This is a genomic window from Flavobacterium sp. (assembly GCF_021151785.1).
Taxonomy (GTDB): Bacteria; Bacteroidota; Bacteroidia; order Flavobacteriales; family Flavobacteriaceae; genus Flavobacterium.
Genome location: NZ_JAGKWP010000057.1, coordinates 1 through 15,400 on the forward strand (window position 1 = coordinate 1; position 15,400 = coordinate 15,400).

The following is a 15,400-nucleotide window of genomic DNA, read 5'->3' on the forward strand; positions in this document are numbered from 1 at the left end:
GATTAGCTGTAATAAAATTAGCTGTTATTTTTATTTTCTTATTATATTCATTAGCAAAGTAATCTAGAACATGTTCTAACTCTAGTAGATCTTCAAATCTTTCTAAAGAGTCATATTTTGAATGAGGATTGGATTCCATATCTATTCCTAATGTTGCTAATTCTTTTCTTACTTCTGAATTAGGTATTCGTTCACTACCCCAATCATCAGACTCAATTACAATAATTTTTTTATTAACTTTCTTTGAAAGAACTAATGATCTCAAAAACTGAAATTTTCCAATCATCTCTAAAAATTTAATTCATTAATTGATATAAACTCAACATCTGGCCACTTTTTTACAATTCTTGAAAATAATAAATCTAATTCAAAAAGTCCTTTTCTTCTATTATTATCATCTATTCTACCCGTAAAACATGCCCTATGATTTGAAATTATTGCAGGCTGTCTTAACTTAAAAGCTTGCTCAATATCATACAAACATCTATCAACTGCGGATTCACTTTGTGAAATATTGGATTCAAACATGGCATTCCTAACTAAAACTTTCAATCCTGATTTTTTCTTTCTACCAAGATAATTGAATTGCCATTTTTCCGTTCCATCAGTTTGAGGAACTTTAAACAGTCTACCCACATCAATCCAATCAATCCCTTCTCTTTTTATAATTTCTTCAATCTGAGGATTATAAAATAATGCTGGAGGAGAAAAAATCTTTGATTTATATTTATATAAATCATAAAAAATATCTAATGCGCTTACAACTATATTTTTATGAGAATTTAAATCTCCTAAATTAATTAAATCAAATGCTGCAGCCAAATCACGATTTCTCTTCGGACTACACAAATACTTTTGATTCATAAAAAAAAATTCATTTTCAAAAAACTTTGATGCAAATGAATCTTTATTCTGTAATTCCTCCATCCACCAATTGACTTGAACATGTTCACGACCGTGCGACTGTGGAATGAATATCTTATTTTGAATACCCTCGTGTGTTAAATTTAAAACTCTATCTGAATCAGGATAACGAAGATAGGTAGATGCTATGGTCTCGTAATGGTATTCTTGAAAGTCACTCTCTTTTATTTTTTTAAAATCAGGATTGGCTACATTTGTTACTGCTGTTATACAGGGATGATTTCCGTTATGGTCCTTATACTTTGTAAGTACCTCAAACAGTAATTCTAAATCCTCATTGGTTTCAAGGCTATCAAATTGATCAAATCTACTGGCTACTTTATAACCTTTTTTAATCAAATCTGCTTGGTCCTCTTTGGATTTAATTCGAACAGAACCCCAATCATCCGACAGCAAAAGAATTTGCTTTTTATCGGTTTGATAACCCATTTTTGCAGTAATTTTTTTTATTATATTTTTCATGGAGTTTATTTAGTAATAATTTCAACAATAAGGTTAGACACAAAAAACTCAGGGGATATCATGAAATGACTTGCAATAAGAGCCATCAAAGCATAAACAAATAATGTTGGTACAAATATTGTTAAAAACAAATTAAAAGCCCTACTCATTAAAGTAATTCTTGTCTTAACATATACGATAAAAAACAATCCAATAGCTACAAAACTGAATAAAAATAAAAATCGTTCTCCTTGTGAAATGTTCAACATTAAATTAGAAACGCCCCAACATGCAAGAGCCATATTATATAATGGCAGTATTTCACTAGCTATTAACAGTTGCTTTCTTTGTAAAAAGAGAATTAACATACCTAGTGGAACAAAAAAATACCAAATGGCTTGTTGAATGTCTAATAATAGTTTTAACTTACCATTATATTTTTCACCATTCTCAGCATATCTCTTTTCTAAACTCTCTTGCCCTTCTTCTGAGGCATAAGCATTGTATTTTGATTCTAATACAGTACCTGAATTAGACTCTGCTAAATTTCCTAACACCCCCACTACATTACTTTGTCCTAAACCTAGAGAAAAAACAACAAAAAGCACATAAAACCAAACTCTATTTTTAAATACCAATAACATAATAGGTAGTATAACGAATATGGTGAGCCCAATATGGAACAGGGGAACAAAAAAGATAAAAAACAAGTATTTCTTAGCTCTCGTTTTATAATAATTAGCCAAATTATAAACCACAAAAAGTCCACCTGTATAAAAAGCTAAATTTGGTAATGGTCTGATTAAAAAATATATAAACAATCCCAAAAAGAAAATCAAACCAAAATTGTTTAATTTAGTTAGTCTAATCGGTTTAAAAACGTCAAGTGTATTAACTAGAAAAAAGCCATATATCATGAATATAATAGCAAAATAATAATGGTGAGTTTCAAAAAAAACACCACTAAAAATTGAAACAACACTATTGTAAAATTTATTCTCTTGTAATGAAACTAATGTTTCAATTGCAGAGGAAAAACTTACTGTCTTTTTCAAATAAAATTCTCTTTCATACCTGTCCAAATCACCAAAACTTAGGGCAGTGAACCCTAGGAACCCATAGAGTAGAATAACCATTCTTCTACCAAATTTATAATCAAAAAATCTAATAGCGAGGTAAATGGTTGAAAAAGGCCAAATCAAATATAAAAGTAGTAAATAGGCTTTGCTTTGTTTATCCATTTGGAAATTGCATTTCTTTAGGTGAATGTATAAATTTAATATGATTTAAGGCAACAATTTCTAATTGACTTAAAATTTTATCCTCTAAACTTGTATAAATAGGATAATTAAAATAATAATTACAATCTTTATTTTCTGTTATTAATACGGTTGACCATCCTGAAAATACAATGCATTTTTTCAAATTTAAAAGTATAACTTCTGCTGGTACAGTAGATTCAATTAATTCTACATTCGGAATTTTTTTATATTTCTTAACTACTTCTGAAGCGGTTAATGGATGAAGTTTAATAATTATTTTTTTATCTGGAAATTGTTTTACAACATCTTCTAAAAAAACAAACTCTTTATCAATTAAACTTGACCAAAAAGGCTGGTTGAAATAATAAATCACATGTTCTGTTGGATATTGCTCCTTAAAATCGAAACATTTTTTTATAAAATCAATACTATCTTGGTTGAAATCAGGCAGTTTACAGATGTTTACTTTATTCTTAGAGCGGTGCTCATATTGCTCTGGATGCGTGATCCATAAATTATTAATGAATTTATGATTCCCAAATGAATAATAATCAAAGGGTAAAATCGTATTAGCTAATAATTTATTTTTAATTAAAAATTTGTTTTGCTTAAAGGTATCACGCAAAAAACTAAGCAACCAATTTTTCTTTTTGAACTTGGAATAGGTTCCATAACCATCCGGTCCTAAAGATATTTCTACTCCTCGCTTAGCTAATGTATGTCCTAAAAAAATATTGATAGCATTGATGGCTTGAAAGAAAAAAAAATGATTTGGATTTTCATCTAAAATTCGATTTACTATTTTCTTGGGTGCCCAATGATCCAAAACAATCACTTCCGTATTATTGATTTTCAATTCATTAGTAGCACAAAATCCTTTTAATCTACTTCCATCTCTTACCACATAAATCAAATTATTATATTCTGGTTTATTATATAATACCACAGCCATATTCAATGCTTGCAGAAATTGATATTCTGTTAAAACGACAAACACATTCTTCTTTGCTTCCATTTTACTTTTTTATTAATTGTAAAACATCTTTAATTACATGCATTTTTGTTAGGTATGCAAAACCAAGATAGATCATACAAAATGCAATACCATTAACTAGTATATTCCACACATCATTCATCTGATAAAACCATGTATTTTGTAGAAAATAAAACACGCCTCCTAAACTTAAATTTAAAGCTAGGATTGGAACCATGTCCTTACTTTGTTCTTTTAAACCATAACTTATAAACTGACCAGAAACAAAAGCATTTACAATAGTGACCAGAATGTTTACAAAAATTAGATTATACAATAACCCATATATTCCAAACCAAATGATTGTAAATGAACCTAAAAATAAAAGTGTATTATGAAAAAATGAAAGTTTTAAAACCACATCACTTCTACCTTTTAAATTACAAATATTTAGATTATAAGAATGAATAGGATAAAAAACACCTGAGATTAATAAAAGTTGGAAATAAGGTACTGCTGGCAACCATTTTTCTGTTAATAAAAAACGCATGAAAGGTTCAGCAATTACTCCTAAAAAAACTAAAATTGGTGTAACGACAAACACAACAAGTCGCATCAGACTTGCATACATATTTCTCAATTTATTTCTGTCGTCATTAACTTTAGCTAATAATGGATAAAACACTCTATTAAATGAATTGAAAAAAAACACTGAAGGTAATTGTTCCAATGACTTAGCTCTAGTAAAGTATCCTAATTGTGCTGCAGAAAAATATTTACCAATGATTACGTTATATAAGTTCTTAAAACTTGTGTTTAATATTGATGTTAAAGCAACTTTATATCCAAACTTGAAATGGTATTTAATTTTTTCTTTATCCATAATAAACTTTGGTGTCCATTTTGCATACCACCATAATTGAGCAGAAGCCAAAAACGTATATATCAATTCTTTAGCCACTAAACTCCATACTCCAAAACCGTAGTAAGCAAATAAGATAGCTGCTGTAGCACTAATTAACAGGGCTGGAATTTGCAATTTAAACTGTACCTTAAATTGTAACTCTTTATTTAACTTTGTTGATTGTACTAATGAAAAAGCTGCAATTATCAATGTTAAACTTTGAACTCTAATCAAATCAACTAGTATTGCTTGGTCAAAAAAAGTTGCTACTAGAGGGGCAATAGAAAAAAGTATTCCATAGAGAAGCAATGAACTAAACAAGTTTACAAAAAACACTGTTGAATAATCTATATCATCTGCGTCTTGTGTTCTAATCAAACTTGTTACAAAACCTCCATCAACTAAAGCAGCTCCTATTGCTAGAAAAATTGAAATCATACCAATAAGCCCAAACTGCTCTGGCATTAACAATCTAGATAAAATGATTGTAACCACAAAATTAATAACTTGTGTTCCTCCTTGAATCATAAATGACCAAAGCATTCCTGATTTTGCCTTACTCTTTATGTCTGTCATATTTCTTGGCTGTTTGCAATAATTTCGGCTATTTTCCAATCCAGCAACGTATCGATATCGTGGGATGCTGTTTCATCCATCTCAAATTTTCGTACCTTAGTAAACTGGCTTATCGTTTTTTCTTTTAATGCTTTTACATTTATGATGTAAATGGCACCATTGTATTCCCAAACTTTAGGACAATCTTGTCTTCTGGTAAAATCAGCTTCTTTTGACTTTTTTAAATAACCATTACTATCTTCTTCAAAAAGAATATAATATGGATTTGATTTTGTTTCTTTTACTCCAACTACCATATCCAGTTCTTCTTGATACAGGTCTAATGCCGCTTGAATATGCTTACTCGTTCTAAATGGCGAGGTAGGTTGTAAAAGAATCAGTGTGTCTGGAAAATACCCTTCTGATTCATAATGTGAAATAGCATGAAGCAATACCTCGTAAGTACCCGCCGTGTCTGATGCTAACTCATTAGGTCGCAAAAATGGAACTTTCAATCCTAATTGCTCTACTACAGATTTAATTTCGAAATCGTCAGTAGATACACAAATGAATTCGTCATCAAAAACACCTTTTGCTGCATCTATCGTATACTGTATCAATGGTTTATCTCCTAATACTTTTATGTTTTTTCTAGGAACTCCTTTAGAGCCTCCTCTTGCAGGAATTACAATTAGTGGCTTCATTTTAGAATTTTATCTGTTTAATATCTTGTTGTGCTTTCTCAAAATCATCATGCTTCCCAATGTCTAACCAATATCCAACTAATGGATAAGCTACCACATTCTTATTATCCTGAATTAACTTTTCCATTAAATCCGTTGCATTAAACACTTCATTTTGAGGTACATTATCAATCACTTCTTTCTTCATTAAGTAAATCCCCGCATTGGAATAATGCGTATAGGTTGGTTTTTCTTTAAAGCCCGTAACCTTTTTACCATTAGTTTCCATAACTGCATAAGGCACATTAACTTGATAAGGAATGCAAGCAACTACTAAATCTGCTTTTTGTTCTTCAAAAAACAAAAACAAATCTTCAAAATCAATGTTGGTCAATAAATCAGAATTCATCATCAATACATGATCATGTATAAAACCATCTACTAATGCTAATGCCCCAGCTGTTCCTAATGCCTCTTCTTCCCAAACATAATTGATACGCAAAGCTTTTTCGCTTCCATCTTTAAAATAATCAACAAGCTGATTTCCTAGATAACGAACAGAAATCCAAATATCATCTATACCATAGGTATTCAAACGATCTATATTATGCTCTATAATAGGCTTATCTCCCACTTTTAACAATGGTTTAGGAGTATGATCTGTAAAAGGTTTTAACCGTTCTCCTCTCCCTCCTGCCATGATTAATGCATCTATTGGAAGATACGATTTTTGATGCCTAAAATTAACTACATTGATAATTTTCATCTGTGCATCTACCACTGGAAATATGGTAAAAAACTTCTCTCGTAATGCAATAATCTCCTTTAAATTATATTTCCCTTGTTGAATGAACTTAGGATTAGGCTGAATGAATTTGGATAAATGATCTTCAAACCCTAATCCTTTGATAAATCCTCTTCTTAAATCACCGTCTGTTAAAGAACCTAACAACTTATTTTCATCATCTACCAGAAAAATGATAGCATCTGATGCCAATTGATCTAATAGTTCAAGTGCTTGACGAATAGAAGTGTCTATATGTGCTAGATGTTTATGATATGGATGCATATTCCTTCTTTAAAATTTGAATTATTATTTCCGATGGATTGGACTTAAAGTAAATATTCTCCCCATTGTATTCTTTTGTGGCATACTCCAATGTGTTTTTTACAATTAAATCATGGTTAAAAGGTACATGTATTACATTTTCACCACATAACCTATCTTTTTGTCTATCTCCTAGATTAAGTACATATTTTTGGAAACTTGCTGCTTCTACTATTCCACTTGATGTATTGCCTACCATAAGTTTGGCATACTTCATACAGGTGAAATACGATTGGGTACCAAAATTTTCAATTATTTTAATAGATTGCTGTTTCTTGGCTAGTGTTTCAAAAGCTTCTCTAAATACCATACCCGCCGTATCTGCATTGGGCATGGTGATTACGATTTGGAATTCATTTGCTAATTGTTCCAGCGCTTTTATGGTTTCTTCACAATATGCTAAATTCTTTTGATAAGCTACCGTTTCAGGGTGCACAGTAACCAATATTGTTTTTATATTTAAATCAATTTGCCACTTGTTTTTAAACGCTTCTACGGATAAAAAATCAATGTTCTTTAAATTCTCTAAACTCAAGGAACCCACATTGTATATGGATGCTTTTTCATCATCTAAGAGTTGTTTTAATCTTTTAGCGAATGGCTCCGCTGCCACAAAGTGTAATTGACTTGCTAAACTAATACTATGCCTGTAAATATTGTCAATGGCTCCTAACGTTGTTTCTCCACCGTGCAAATGCGCTATTTCTATACCAAACGGAATACTTGCAGCCACCGCAGCAGCCATTTCAAATCGATCGCCTAATGCAAAAACAACATCAAAACTTTGTTCATTTTCCTGCCAATACTCAGCAAACTTAAGTGCCGTAAGTCCATAGGCGGAAGCTATGGCACTTGGTGTATCTCCTAAGAGAAGAGATTCTATTCTTTTTGCTATTTTAAATCCTTCTCTTTCAATTTGCTCCACCGTGTAACCATGAAACTTGGAAAGGTGTGTTCCAAAAACAATTAATTCAAGATGGAATGCTTCCTCTTTTTGTAATGCCTTAAGCAAAGGTAAATAAATACCAAAATCTGCCCGGGAACTTGTTAAAACACCAACTCTAATCATCTTATATCCTCCCATGTTAATTTTACACCTTGGGGTTTATCTTCCATTATTTTTTTGCCAATTACTTGATCTATATCCATTGGCGAAATTCCATCACCGGGTCTCAATGCCATTAAATGATGCGCTTGCAAAACCGTATCTTTCTTTAAATCTTCTCTTAAATGAAGACTCTTACGGGCAATAGCTCGGTTTTTATTTTCGCTCGCACTAGGTTCCTTTATTCCACTACCCGAAATCGCTAATTCAATATTACGAATCGTTTTCACCATTTCCTTTAATTCAGCTGGTTCTAAAGAAGCGGCATGGTCAGGACCTGGAAGATTTCTATCTAATGTAAAATGCTTTTCGATTACTTTTGCACCCAATGCAACTGCGGCAATAGGCACTTCAATACCTAGGGTATGGTCTGAATAACCTATTTGTACGCCCAATTTTTCAGCCATTTGATTCATAGCTAGCAAATTGACATCTTGCATTGGCGTAGGATATTCTGTATTACAGTGAAGTACGGTAATTCTATTTCTTGTTATTCCTTCTGCTTCTATTACTTCGATGGCTTCTTTTACCTCTTTTAAATCTGCCATTCCTGTTGAAAGAATGATATCTTTCCCTTTTCTAGCGATATGTTGTAAATAGGGTTTATTGGTGATTTCGCCTGAAGGAATTTTATAAAAGGGAATTTCGAAATCGTTCAAAAAATCAATACTATCCTGATCAAATCCTGTGGATAAAAAATGTATTCCTTTTTCTTGACATCTTTGTATTAAAATAGGATACCAATCGTCTCCCATTTCTAGTTTTTTAAGCATTTCAAATTGTGTATCTCCTTCTCCTTGCATATTAGTCACTTGATATTGTGCCTTTTTAGCAGTTGGATTTACAATTTTTTCGGCTTTAAAAGTTTGAAATTTGACATAATCTGCTTTAGCATGAGCTGCTGCATCAATTAATTCGATGGCTTTTTGCAATTCACCATTGTGATTTACACCTGCTTCTGCAATTATTAAAACGTTATTTAATTTCATATTTTCTAGTGGGATTTCCTACCCATATTCCTTTTTCAACAATTGATTTTACTACTACTGCACCAGCGCCAATAGTTACTTCTTCATGAATGCTAATATTGTTTTTAACTACAGTGTTAGCACCAATAAAAACATTTTTATTTACAGTGACATTTCCACACAAAACACTAGCTGGGGCTACATGTACAAAATCATTAACATGACACTCATGCTCTATAATAGCACCTGTATTCACTATAACTCCATTTCCAATTTTAGCTTGTGCATTAATTGCTGTATTTTTTCCAATGTAAGTAGAATATCCTATTTGGGCTGTTTTTGAAACATTTGCGCTTTTATCAATCACCGTAAATTGATTGAGCCTTAATTCTTCAAAAAAATGTACTAACTTTTTTCTAATTGCATTATCCCCGACAGTTGGAAAAACTAGGTTATTTTTTACAATTTCTTTAACCGCTACTTTTTTCTCAAAACCATAGTAAGTAAGCTCGTAAGGATTAATGGTCGCTTCTTCAAAATCAAAATATCCTTCGATAGAATAGCCCATTTCTATCAAAGATTCAATGATGACATACGCGTGACCTGAATAGCCAAAAATAAATACTTTTTTATCCTCTAACACTACTTGGTATATTTACAATTCTTTCTTCTAAATACTCCGCATTTTTTTGTGCATCTCTGTAACAGTGTTGATACATAGACAAACGATACATCAGTTGCCAAATGGGTCTGGTCATTACTTTATTTTCATTAGACAACTTCAAAAATGCATTGCGTTCTTTACTATTCTCTAATTCTAAACACATGAGCCAATAATTGGCTTTTGTATGTTCTAATTCCTTTCTAAATTTCATTCCTTGCCCTTCAAAAAAAGCGGCATATTCTGTTGCTAATGCTCTTTTATTCGCTAAGAACATTTCCAATTGTTCCAATTGAGCACAAATTAAAGCTGCATTTAAATTAGGCATTCTAAAATTATATCCTATATGATCATGTACATATTCGTATGGATGGGGTACTTTAGCCGTTGTTGTCAAATGTTTTCCTAGTTTCCCAAGCTCTTCGTCTTGGGTAACAATCATTCCACCTCCACCACAAGTAACTATTTTGTTTCCATTAAATGAAAACACTCCTAATTTCCCGAATGAACCGGTGTGTTTTCCTTTGTAATAACTTCCTAAAGATTCTGCTGCGTCTTCTACGATTGGGATATTCCACTCCTCTGCTACTCGAATTAACTCTTCCAAATGAACAGGAAAACCAAACGTATGCATGGGAACACAAGCCGCTATTCTTTTACCTGTTTTTTTATTGTAAGTTCCATTTTCTCTTTTTTCGCCGAATTCCTGTAAAAATTCTTCTACTGCTTTCGGAGATAAACCCATTGTATCAATGTCTACATCAATAAATATAGGTTCCGCACCCGTATAATGAATGGCATTTGCCGTTGCTACAAAAGTCAGTGCTTGAGTAATCACTTCATCCCCTCGTTGTACTCCTGCTACTTGTAATGCTATTTGCAAACCTGAGGTTCCATTTACTACGGCTACTGCTTTTTTTGTTTGGCTTATTTGAGCCATTACTTGTTCTGCTTGATCTACATAAGCGCCTACTGATGAAACAAAAGTAGAATCTAATGTATCTAAAACATATTTTTTTTCGTTTCCTGAAAACACAGGAGCGTGCAAGGGAATAAACTCGTTTGTAGCAAATTTTTCTTGAATGAATTTTATGGTTTCTTGGTAGCTCATATTACATTTTAGCGTCTAAATATTTACCTGTTTCTTTATGATTAAAATCTGGAATCATTTGATGAAATAAATCTACTATTTCTGATTTTTCCCATTTTTGTTCCGCCACCATTTGATTTATTTTCTGTAAAAAATGATCTAAATTTTCATCTTCATAAGTAAGACTGCTTTTTACAATTCCTAAGTTTTGGAAACGTGACATGTCTAACACTTCTCCATCCATGAAAAACTCTTCAAAATCTTTCTCACCCGTTGTATCACTATTTGTAAAATAACAAGGCCATTTCCCTTCTTGAGGCAGGGTTTTAATTAATGTTCTTGCTTCTTCTTCACTGGTACATTCATGTGCCTCATAACCTAACTCTTTCAAATATTTTACTGCAATTTCTGCAAAGGTAATGAGGTGTAATTCTTCACTTAATTTTGGGAAAAAGATATCTTTATTTTCTCCCAACAAACAAGACATTAAGCACAACTCACCAGACTCTTGAGGTGTTACAAAGTATCTTTTAATATCATTAGGTGCCACTATTGGCTGTCTTTTTTGAATTCTTTGGTTGAAACCATGCAATAATGAACCATCAGAAAAAGCAACATTGGCAAAACGAGCGGTAGAAATAGGCATTGTTTTACTTTCTCTCATTAAAAACAATTCCATTATTCGTTTAGATGCTCCCATCATGTTTACAGGGTTTGCCGCTTTATCTGTAGAAACACAAAAATATTTTTTTACTCCTTTGTCTTTAGCTTGTTTGATGGTTTTTAGTGTATTCAAGATATTTACTTCAATCATTCTCATTAATGTAAATGGATCTTTTTCACTACGAACGTGTTTTAGAGCAGATAAATTCAGTACATAATCATATGCTCCATCCGCTTTGATGAATGCATCGTAAATAGGTGAAGCAATATCTAATGCAAATGTTCTAAAATCACCATCAATATATCCTAAAGAACTTCTTATATCACGCACCAACTCAACCAAATTATTTTCACTGATATCTACCACATGAAGCTTTTTCGGATTGCGCTTAAATATTTCTTTCGTAACTGCTTGTCCTATAGAACCAGCACCTCCAATAACTAGAAATCTATTATTTTGAACTAAATCTTTTAACTCATTATCAAAAGTGGCAATGTCGTTTGTGAGCAATGGTTTTACTCTACCAATAAGTGAAAGAATATTCATTTTTTTATTTGTTATTTTTACCCTCTTTTTATTCTCAAATTAAGAAAATTTTCATTTTTTGAGTATAAAATAAAGATTGTTAAATTATAATTTTGCGTCGCTTCCCTTTACTATTCCTTTTACATCATACACTACTGCATTTTCTTTTTTCAATGGTTCCAAATCTAAATTTAGAAACTCTTTGTGAGATACTCCTAATACAATGGAATCATATTTAGATCCTGAAACAAGTTCATTGTGACAAACTAAATTGTATTCATGTTTTACCTCTGCTGGATTTGCCCATGGATCAAAAATTGTTACTTGAATACCATAATCTTCTAGCGCTTTTACCACATCTACTATTTTGGTATTTCTTACATCTGGACAGTTTTCTTTAAAAGTTACTCCTAATAATAATAAACTTGCCCCTTTTACAGTAATTCCTTTTTTAATCATTAATTTAACCACTTGAGCCGCAACATATTCACCCATAGAATCGTTTAATCTTCTACCTGCTAAAATAATTTCTGGGTGGTAACCATGCTCTTGAGCTTTTTGGGCTAAATAATAGGGATCAACACCTATGCAGTGTCCTCCTACTAATCCTGGTTTAAAAGGCAAGAAATTCCATTTCGTTCCTGCCGCTTCTAATACTGCATGTGTATCAATATCTAAGATGTTAAAGATTTTAGCTAACTCATTAACAAAAGCAATATTAATGTCTCTTTGCGAATTTTCAATTACTTTAGCTGCTTCAGCTACCTTAATAGTTGGAGCCAAGTGAGTACCTGCTGTAATGATACTTTTGTATAATGCGTCTACTTTCTCGCCTATTTCGGGTGTTGACCCAGAGGTTACTTTTAAAATTTTCTCAACTGTATGTTCTTTATCTCCAGGATTGATTCGCTCTGGTGAATATCCTGCAAAGAAATCTACATTGAATTTTAGTCCAGAAACCTTCTCAAGTACAGGAATACATTCTTCTTCTGTAGCTCCAGGAAATACTGTTGATTCATATATAACAACATCTCCTTTTTTCAACACTTTCCCTACTGTTTCAGATGCTTTATACAATGGTGTTAAATCTGGTCTATTATGCTTATCTACAGGCGTAGGCACAGTTATAACATAATAGTTTGCCTCTTTAATTTCATCTAAATTATTTGAACAATACAAACCGGTATTGTCACTTAAAAAAGGATTAGATTGTACAATCACTTTTTGCAATATTTCATCTTCCACTTCAAGTGTGAAATCTTTTCCTTGTTTTAATTCTTCAATACGCTTTTGATTAATATCAAAACCTACTACAGGGTATTTTGTTGCAAATAATCTTGCTAATGGAAGCCCTACATAGCCTAATCCGATAATGGCAATTTTGTTCATCTTTATTATTTATCTTTTGTAGTTATACTTTTATTGATTATTCTATTTTTTATTGAAAATCAAACTAATACTTATTTAATTAAACATTATGCTAAGTTATTACTTTTAATTTAGATGTTGACTTTTCAATAGCATTATCACTGCTTTAATTTATTGTTAAACTAAAATTAAACTATTTTTGCATTCCACTTATTTAACTTTAATCTTTAGCAACTAAATTATCTAATTTTATTTAACCTTTATTTATTTTCAAAAATTAAAAGTCCTTCACCTTTAAATTCTATTGTACTTTGCACTATTACCTCTTTTTTTATTTCCTTTTTAATTTTAGGTATTAATTGCTCTAAATAATCTTGATTTACCACCGCTCCTTCAATAACAACTTCAATGATACCTGAATCAATTCCTTTTGCATAATCACCCACAAGAAAAATTCGAGAAATTTCTCCCATCCTCCCCAATATTTGAGTTATTATGTAATCAATACCAATATATTTTTGAATTAGTTGCTGTAAAGTTGCGAATAGTGGATGGGCTGTATTTGCGTGGTACATTACTTTATTATCAGTCTCTTCCCTTAGAATATATCCTGCCTCACTTAAGTTATTAAGTTCTTTACGAATTGCGTTGGTGTTTTCGTTCATTTCTTGTGCTAAACCCCTCAGATAACCTGTATTAGCAGCATTTATAAAAAACTTTACTAATAAACGCAAACGTGTCTTTGATGTAATTATACTATCTAGCATATTTATTTAATGAACAACAAAAGTACTCATTTGTTTTTAATGAGCAAATTTTTACACTTATTTTTGCAACGTTTACTTTTACTGAAAAAGGAGGCTGATAAACAACGTGTTACCCCCTCCTTTTTTAGTTTGATTCATTTCGTCTTCTTTTATTTTAGGTTTTCCCAGTACCAATCTACTGCCTCTTTCAATCCTTGACCTATTGTATGAGTTGGTTGATAACCTAATAACTCTTTAGCTTTTTCTACTGATGCCAATGAGTGAGGTATATCACCTAATCGATTAGGCCCATGAACTACATCAACTCCTGCAATTGCTGCATCATAAGCACTTAAATACTCTTTTAAATATTTAACTAAATCATTTAGCGTAGTTCGATCTCCAACCGCAGTATTGTAAACGGTGTTGATGGCTGCTGGATTTGTTGTCAACATGGCTCTTTCATTCATTTGCACAACATTATCCACATAAGTAAAGTCTCTAGAATAATCCCCTGTTCCATTTATAACTGGGGACTCTTTTTTCATCAATTGTTTTACAAATAATGGTATAACTGCTGCATAAGCACCATTAGGATCTTGTCTTCTTCCAAAAACATTAAAATACCTTAATCCTATTGTTTCCAATCCATATGTTTTACTAAAAATTTCTGCATAAAGTTCATTTACATATTTAGTTATCGCATATGGTGAAAGTGGTTTTCCGATTTTATCTTCAACTTTAGGAAGACTTTCAGAATCTCCATAAGTAGAAGAACTTGCTGCATAAATAAATCTTTTCACCCCAGCATCCCTTGACGCTACAAGCATATTTAAAAAGCCTGAAACATTAACCTCATTAGACGTTATTGGATCTTTAATTGAACGTGGCACTGAACCTAAGGCTGCTTGATGTAAAACATAATCTATCTCCTCTACCGCTTTATGACACACCTCCAAATCTCTTATATCACCCTCTATCAATTTAAAGCTAGGGTTATCTAAAAAAGGGGCTATGTTATGTCTGTGTCCAGTCGCAAAATTATCCAAACATACTACTTGATGTTCTTTTTTTAAAAAATACTCACATAAATTTGAACCAATAAAACCAGCTCCTCCAGTAATCAATATTTTACTCATTTTATTTTTTTATTAATTTTAAACTTTAGTTTTGTTCGTCTGCAAAATTATACAATGCTATCCATATTGTGGTTTATTTAAGTATATTTTACATTGTTTTAATGTTATTTTTTCCTTAAAAGAAATTAAATTATTTACAACAACACAACTACATCAATCAATTTTTCTATTTTAAAAAAATACAATTATAATTTATACTTGCTTCTATTTTAAAAAAGCCATCAAGAATACCTACCTGTATATATTATATATTACTATGAGAGAGATACTGATTTATTATATAT

The 15,400-nt window shown here is 31.5% G+C and carries 14 protein-coding genes and 1 pseudogene; all 15 read right to left on the reverse strand.

Features of this window, described 5'->3' with window-relative positions; genetic code table 11:
• Positions 1-286 (reverse strand): annotated as a pseudogene (locus QZ824_RS07265) (hypothetical protein); the annotation flags it as partial.
• A 2-nt stretch (positions 287-288) separates the two neighbouring features.
• A complete protein-coding gene (locus tag QZ824_RS07270; RefSeq protein WP_291275359.1) occupies positions 289-1,386 on the reverse strand; it encodes a hypothetical protein in 1,098 nt (365 codons plus the stop codon).
• Between the two features lie 5 nt (positions 1,387-1,391).
• Entirely contained in the window at positions 1,392-2,606 is a 1,215-nt protein-coding gene (locus tag QZ824_RS07275) for a hypothetical protein (RefSeq protein WP_291275360.1), read from the reverse strand.
• On the reverse strand, positions 2,599-3,642 hold the full coding sequence (locus QZ824_RS07280) for a polysialyltransferase family glycosyltransferase (RefSeq protein WP_291275361.1): 1,044 nt from the start codon (positions 3,640-3,642) through the stop codon (positions 2,599-2,601). Before QZ824_RS07280 ends, QZ824_RS07275 begins: the two co-directional genes overlap by 8 nt.
• A 1-nt stretch (position 3,643) precedes the next feature.
• A complete protein-coding gene (locus tag QZ824_RS07285) occupies positions 3,644-5,080 on the reverse strand; it encodes a lipopolysaccharide biosynthesis protein (RefSeq protein ID WP_291275362.1) in 1,437 nt (478 codons plus the stop codon).
• On the reverse strand, positions 5,077-5,763 hold the full coding sequence (locus QZ824_RS07290) for an acylneuraminate cytidylyltransferase family protein (RefSeq protein WP_291275363.1): 687 nt from the start codon (positions 5,761-5,763) through the stop codon (positions 5,077-5,079). The genes QZ824_RS07285 and QZ824_RS07290 overlap by 4 nt, the downstream gene beginning before the upstream one ends.
• Before the next feature lies 1 nt (position 5,764).
• Positions 5,765-6,811 carry a nucleotidyltransferase family protein gene (locus tag QZ824_RS07295; protein ID WP_291275364.1) on the reverse strand — a complete coding sequence of 349 codons (1,047 nt, stop codon included), beginning with the start codon at positions 6,809-6,811 and terminating at the stop codon, positions 5,765-5,767.
• Positions 6,795-7,934, reverse strand: a complete 1,140-nt coding sequence (gene neuC / locus QZ824_RS07300) for a UDP-N-acetylglucosamine 2-epimerase (RefSeq protein WP_291275365.1) — start codon at positions 7,932-7,934, stop codon at positions 6,795-6,797. The genes QZ824_RS07295 and neuC overlap by 17 nt, the downstream gene beginning before the upstream one ends.
• Positions 7,916-8,944, reverse strand: coding sequence for an N-acetylneuraminate synthase (neuB, locus tag QZ824_RS07305; RefSeq protein ID WP_291275366.1), 1,029 nt, complete (start codon positions 8,942-8,944; stop codon positions 7,916-7,918). Before neuB ends, neuC begins: the two co-directional genes overlap by 19 nt.
• Positions 8,931-9,566 (reverse strand): acetyltransferase, encoded by a 636-nt coding sequence (locus QZ824_RS07310; RefSeq protein WP_291275367.1) that lies wholly within the window; start codon positions 9,564-9,566, stop codon positions 8,931-8,933. The genes neuB and QZ824_RS07310 overlap by 14 nt, the downstream gene beginning before the upstream one ends.
• Entirely contained in the window at positions 9,553-10,695 is a 1,143-nt protein-coding gene (locus QZ824_RS07315; RefSeq protein ID WP_291275368.1) for a LegC family aminotransferase, read from the reverse strand. The genes QZ824_RS07310 and QZ824_RS07315 overlap by 14 nt, the downstream gene beginning before the upstream one ends.
• Before the next feature lies 1 nt (position 10,696).
• Positions 10,697-11,884 carry a UDP-N-acetylglucosamine 4,6-dehydratase gene (locus QZ824_RS07320; RefSeq protein ID WP_291275369.1) on the reverse strand — a complete coding sequence of 396 codons (1,188 nt, stop codon included), beginning with the start codon at positions 11,882-11,884 and terminating at the stop codon, positions 10,697-10,699.
• 84 nt (positions 11,885-11,968) lie between these two features.
• Positions 11,969-13,252 (reverse strand): nucleotide sugar dehydrogenase, encoded by a 1,284-nt coding sequence (locus tag QZ824_RS07325; RefSeq protein ID WP_291275370.1) that lies wholly within the window; start codon positions 13,250-13,252, stop codon positions 11,969-11,971.
• 239 nt (positions 13,253-13,491) lie between these two features.
• Positions 13,492-13,998, reverse strand: coding sequence for an ArsR family transcriptional regulator (locus tag QZ824_RS07330; protein ID WP_291275371.1), 507 nt, complete (start codon positions 13,996-13,998; stop codon positions 13,492-13,494).
• A 149-nt stretch (positions 13,999-14,147) separates the two neighbouring features.
• Positions 14,148-15,116 carry an SDR family oxidoreductase gene (locus QZ824_RS07335; RefSeq protein ID WP_291275372.1) on the reverse strand — a complete coding sequence of 323 codons (969 nt, stop codon included), beginning with the start codon at positions 15,114-15,116 and terminating at the stop codon, positions 14,148-14,150.
• Between the last annotated feature and the right edge of the window lie 284 nt (positions 15,117-15,400).

Bases quoted from the DNA above. Each gene is read 5' to 3' on its own strand.
- QZ824_RS07270 (WP_291275359.1), bottom strand. From the start codon at position 1,386: ATGAAAAATATAATAAAAAAAATTACTGCAAAAATGGGTTATCAAACC.
- QZ824_RS07275 (WP_291275360.1), bottom strand. From the start codon at position 2,606: ATGGATAAACAAAGCAAAGCCTATTTACTACTTTTATATTTGATTTGG.
- QZ824_RS07280 (WP_291275361.1), bottom strand. From the start codon at position 3,642: ATGGAAGCAAAGAAGAATGTGTTTGTCGTTTTAACAGAATATCAATTT.
- QZ824_RS07285 (WP_291275362.1), bottom strand. From the start codon at position 5,080: ATGACAGACATAAAGAGTAAGGCAAAATCAGGAATGCTTTGGTCATTT.
- QZ824_RS07290 (WP_291275363.1), bottom strand. From the start codon at position 5,763: ATGAAGCCACTAATTGTAATTCCTGCAAGAGGAGGCTCTAAAGGAGTT.
- QZ824_RS07295 (WP_291275364.1), bottom strand. From the start codon at position 6,811: ATGCATCCATATCATAAACATCTAGCACATATAGACACTTCTATTCGT.
- neuC (WP_291275365.1), bottom strand. From the start codon at position 7,934: ATGGGAGGATATAAGATGATTAGAGTTGGTGTTTTAACAAGTTCCCGG.
- neuB (WP_291275366.1), bottom strand. From the start codon at position 8,944: ATGAAATTAAATAACGTTTTAATAATTGCAGAAGCAGGTGTAAATCAC.
- QZ824_RS07315 (WP_291275368.1), bottom strand. From the start codon at position 10,695: ATGAGCTACCAAGAAACCATAAAATTCATTCAAGAAAAATTTGCTACA.
- QZ824_RS07320 (WP_291275369.1), bottom strand. From the start codon at position 11,884: ATGAATATTCTTTCACTTATTGGTAGAGTAAAACCATTGCTCACAAAC.
- QZ824_RS07325 (WP_291275370.1), bottom strand. From the start codon at position 13,252: ATGAACAAAATTGCCATTATCGGATTAGGCTATGTAGGGCTTCCATTA.
- QZ824_RS07330 (WP_291275371.1), bottom strand. From the start codon at position 13,998: ATGCTAGATAGTATAATTACATCAAAGACACGTTTGCGTTTATTAGTA.
- QZ824_RS07335 (WP_291275372.1), bottom strand. From the start codon at position 15,116: ATGAGTAAAATATTGATTACTGGAGGAGCTGGTTTTATTGGTTCAAAT.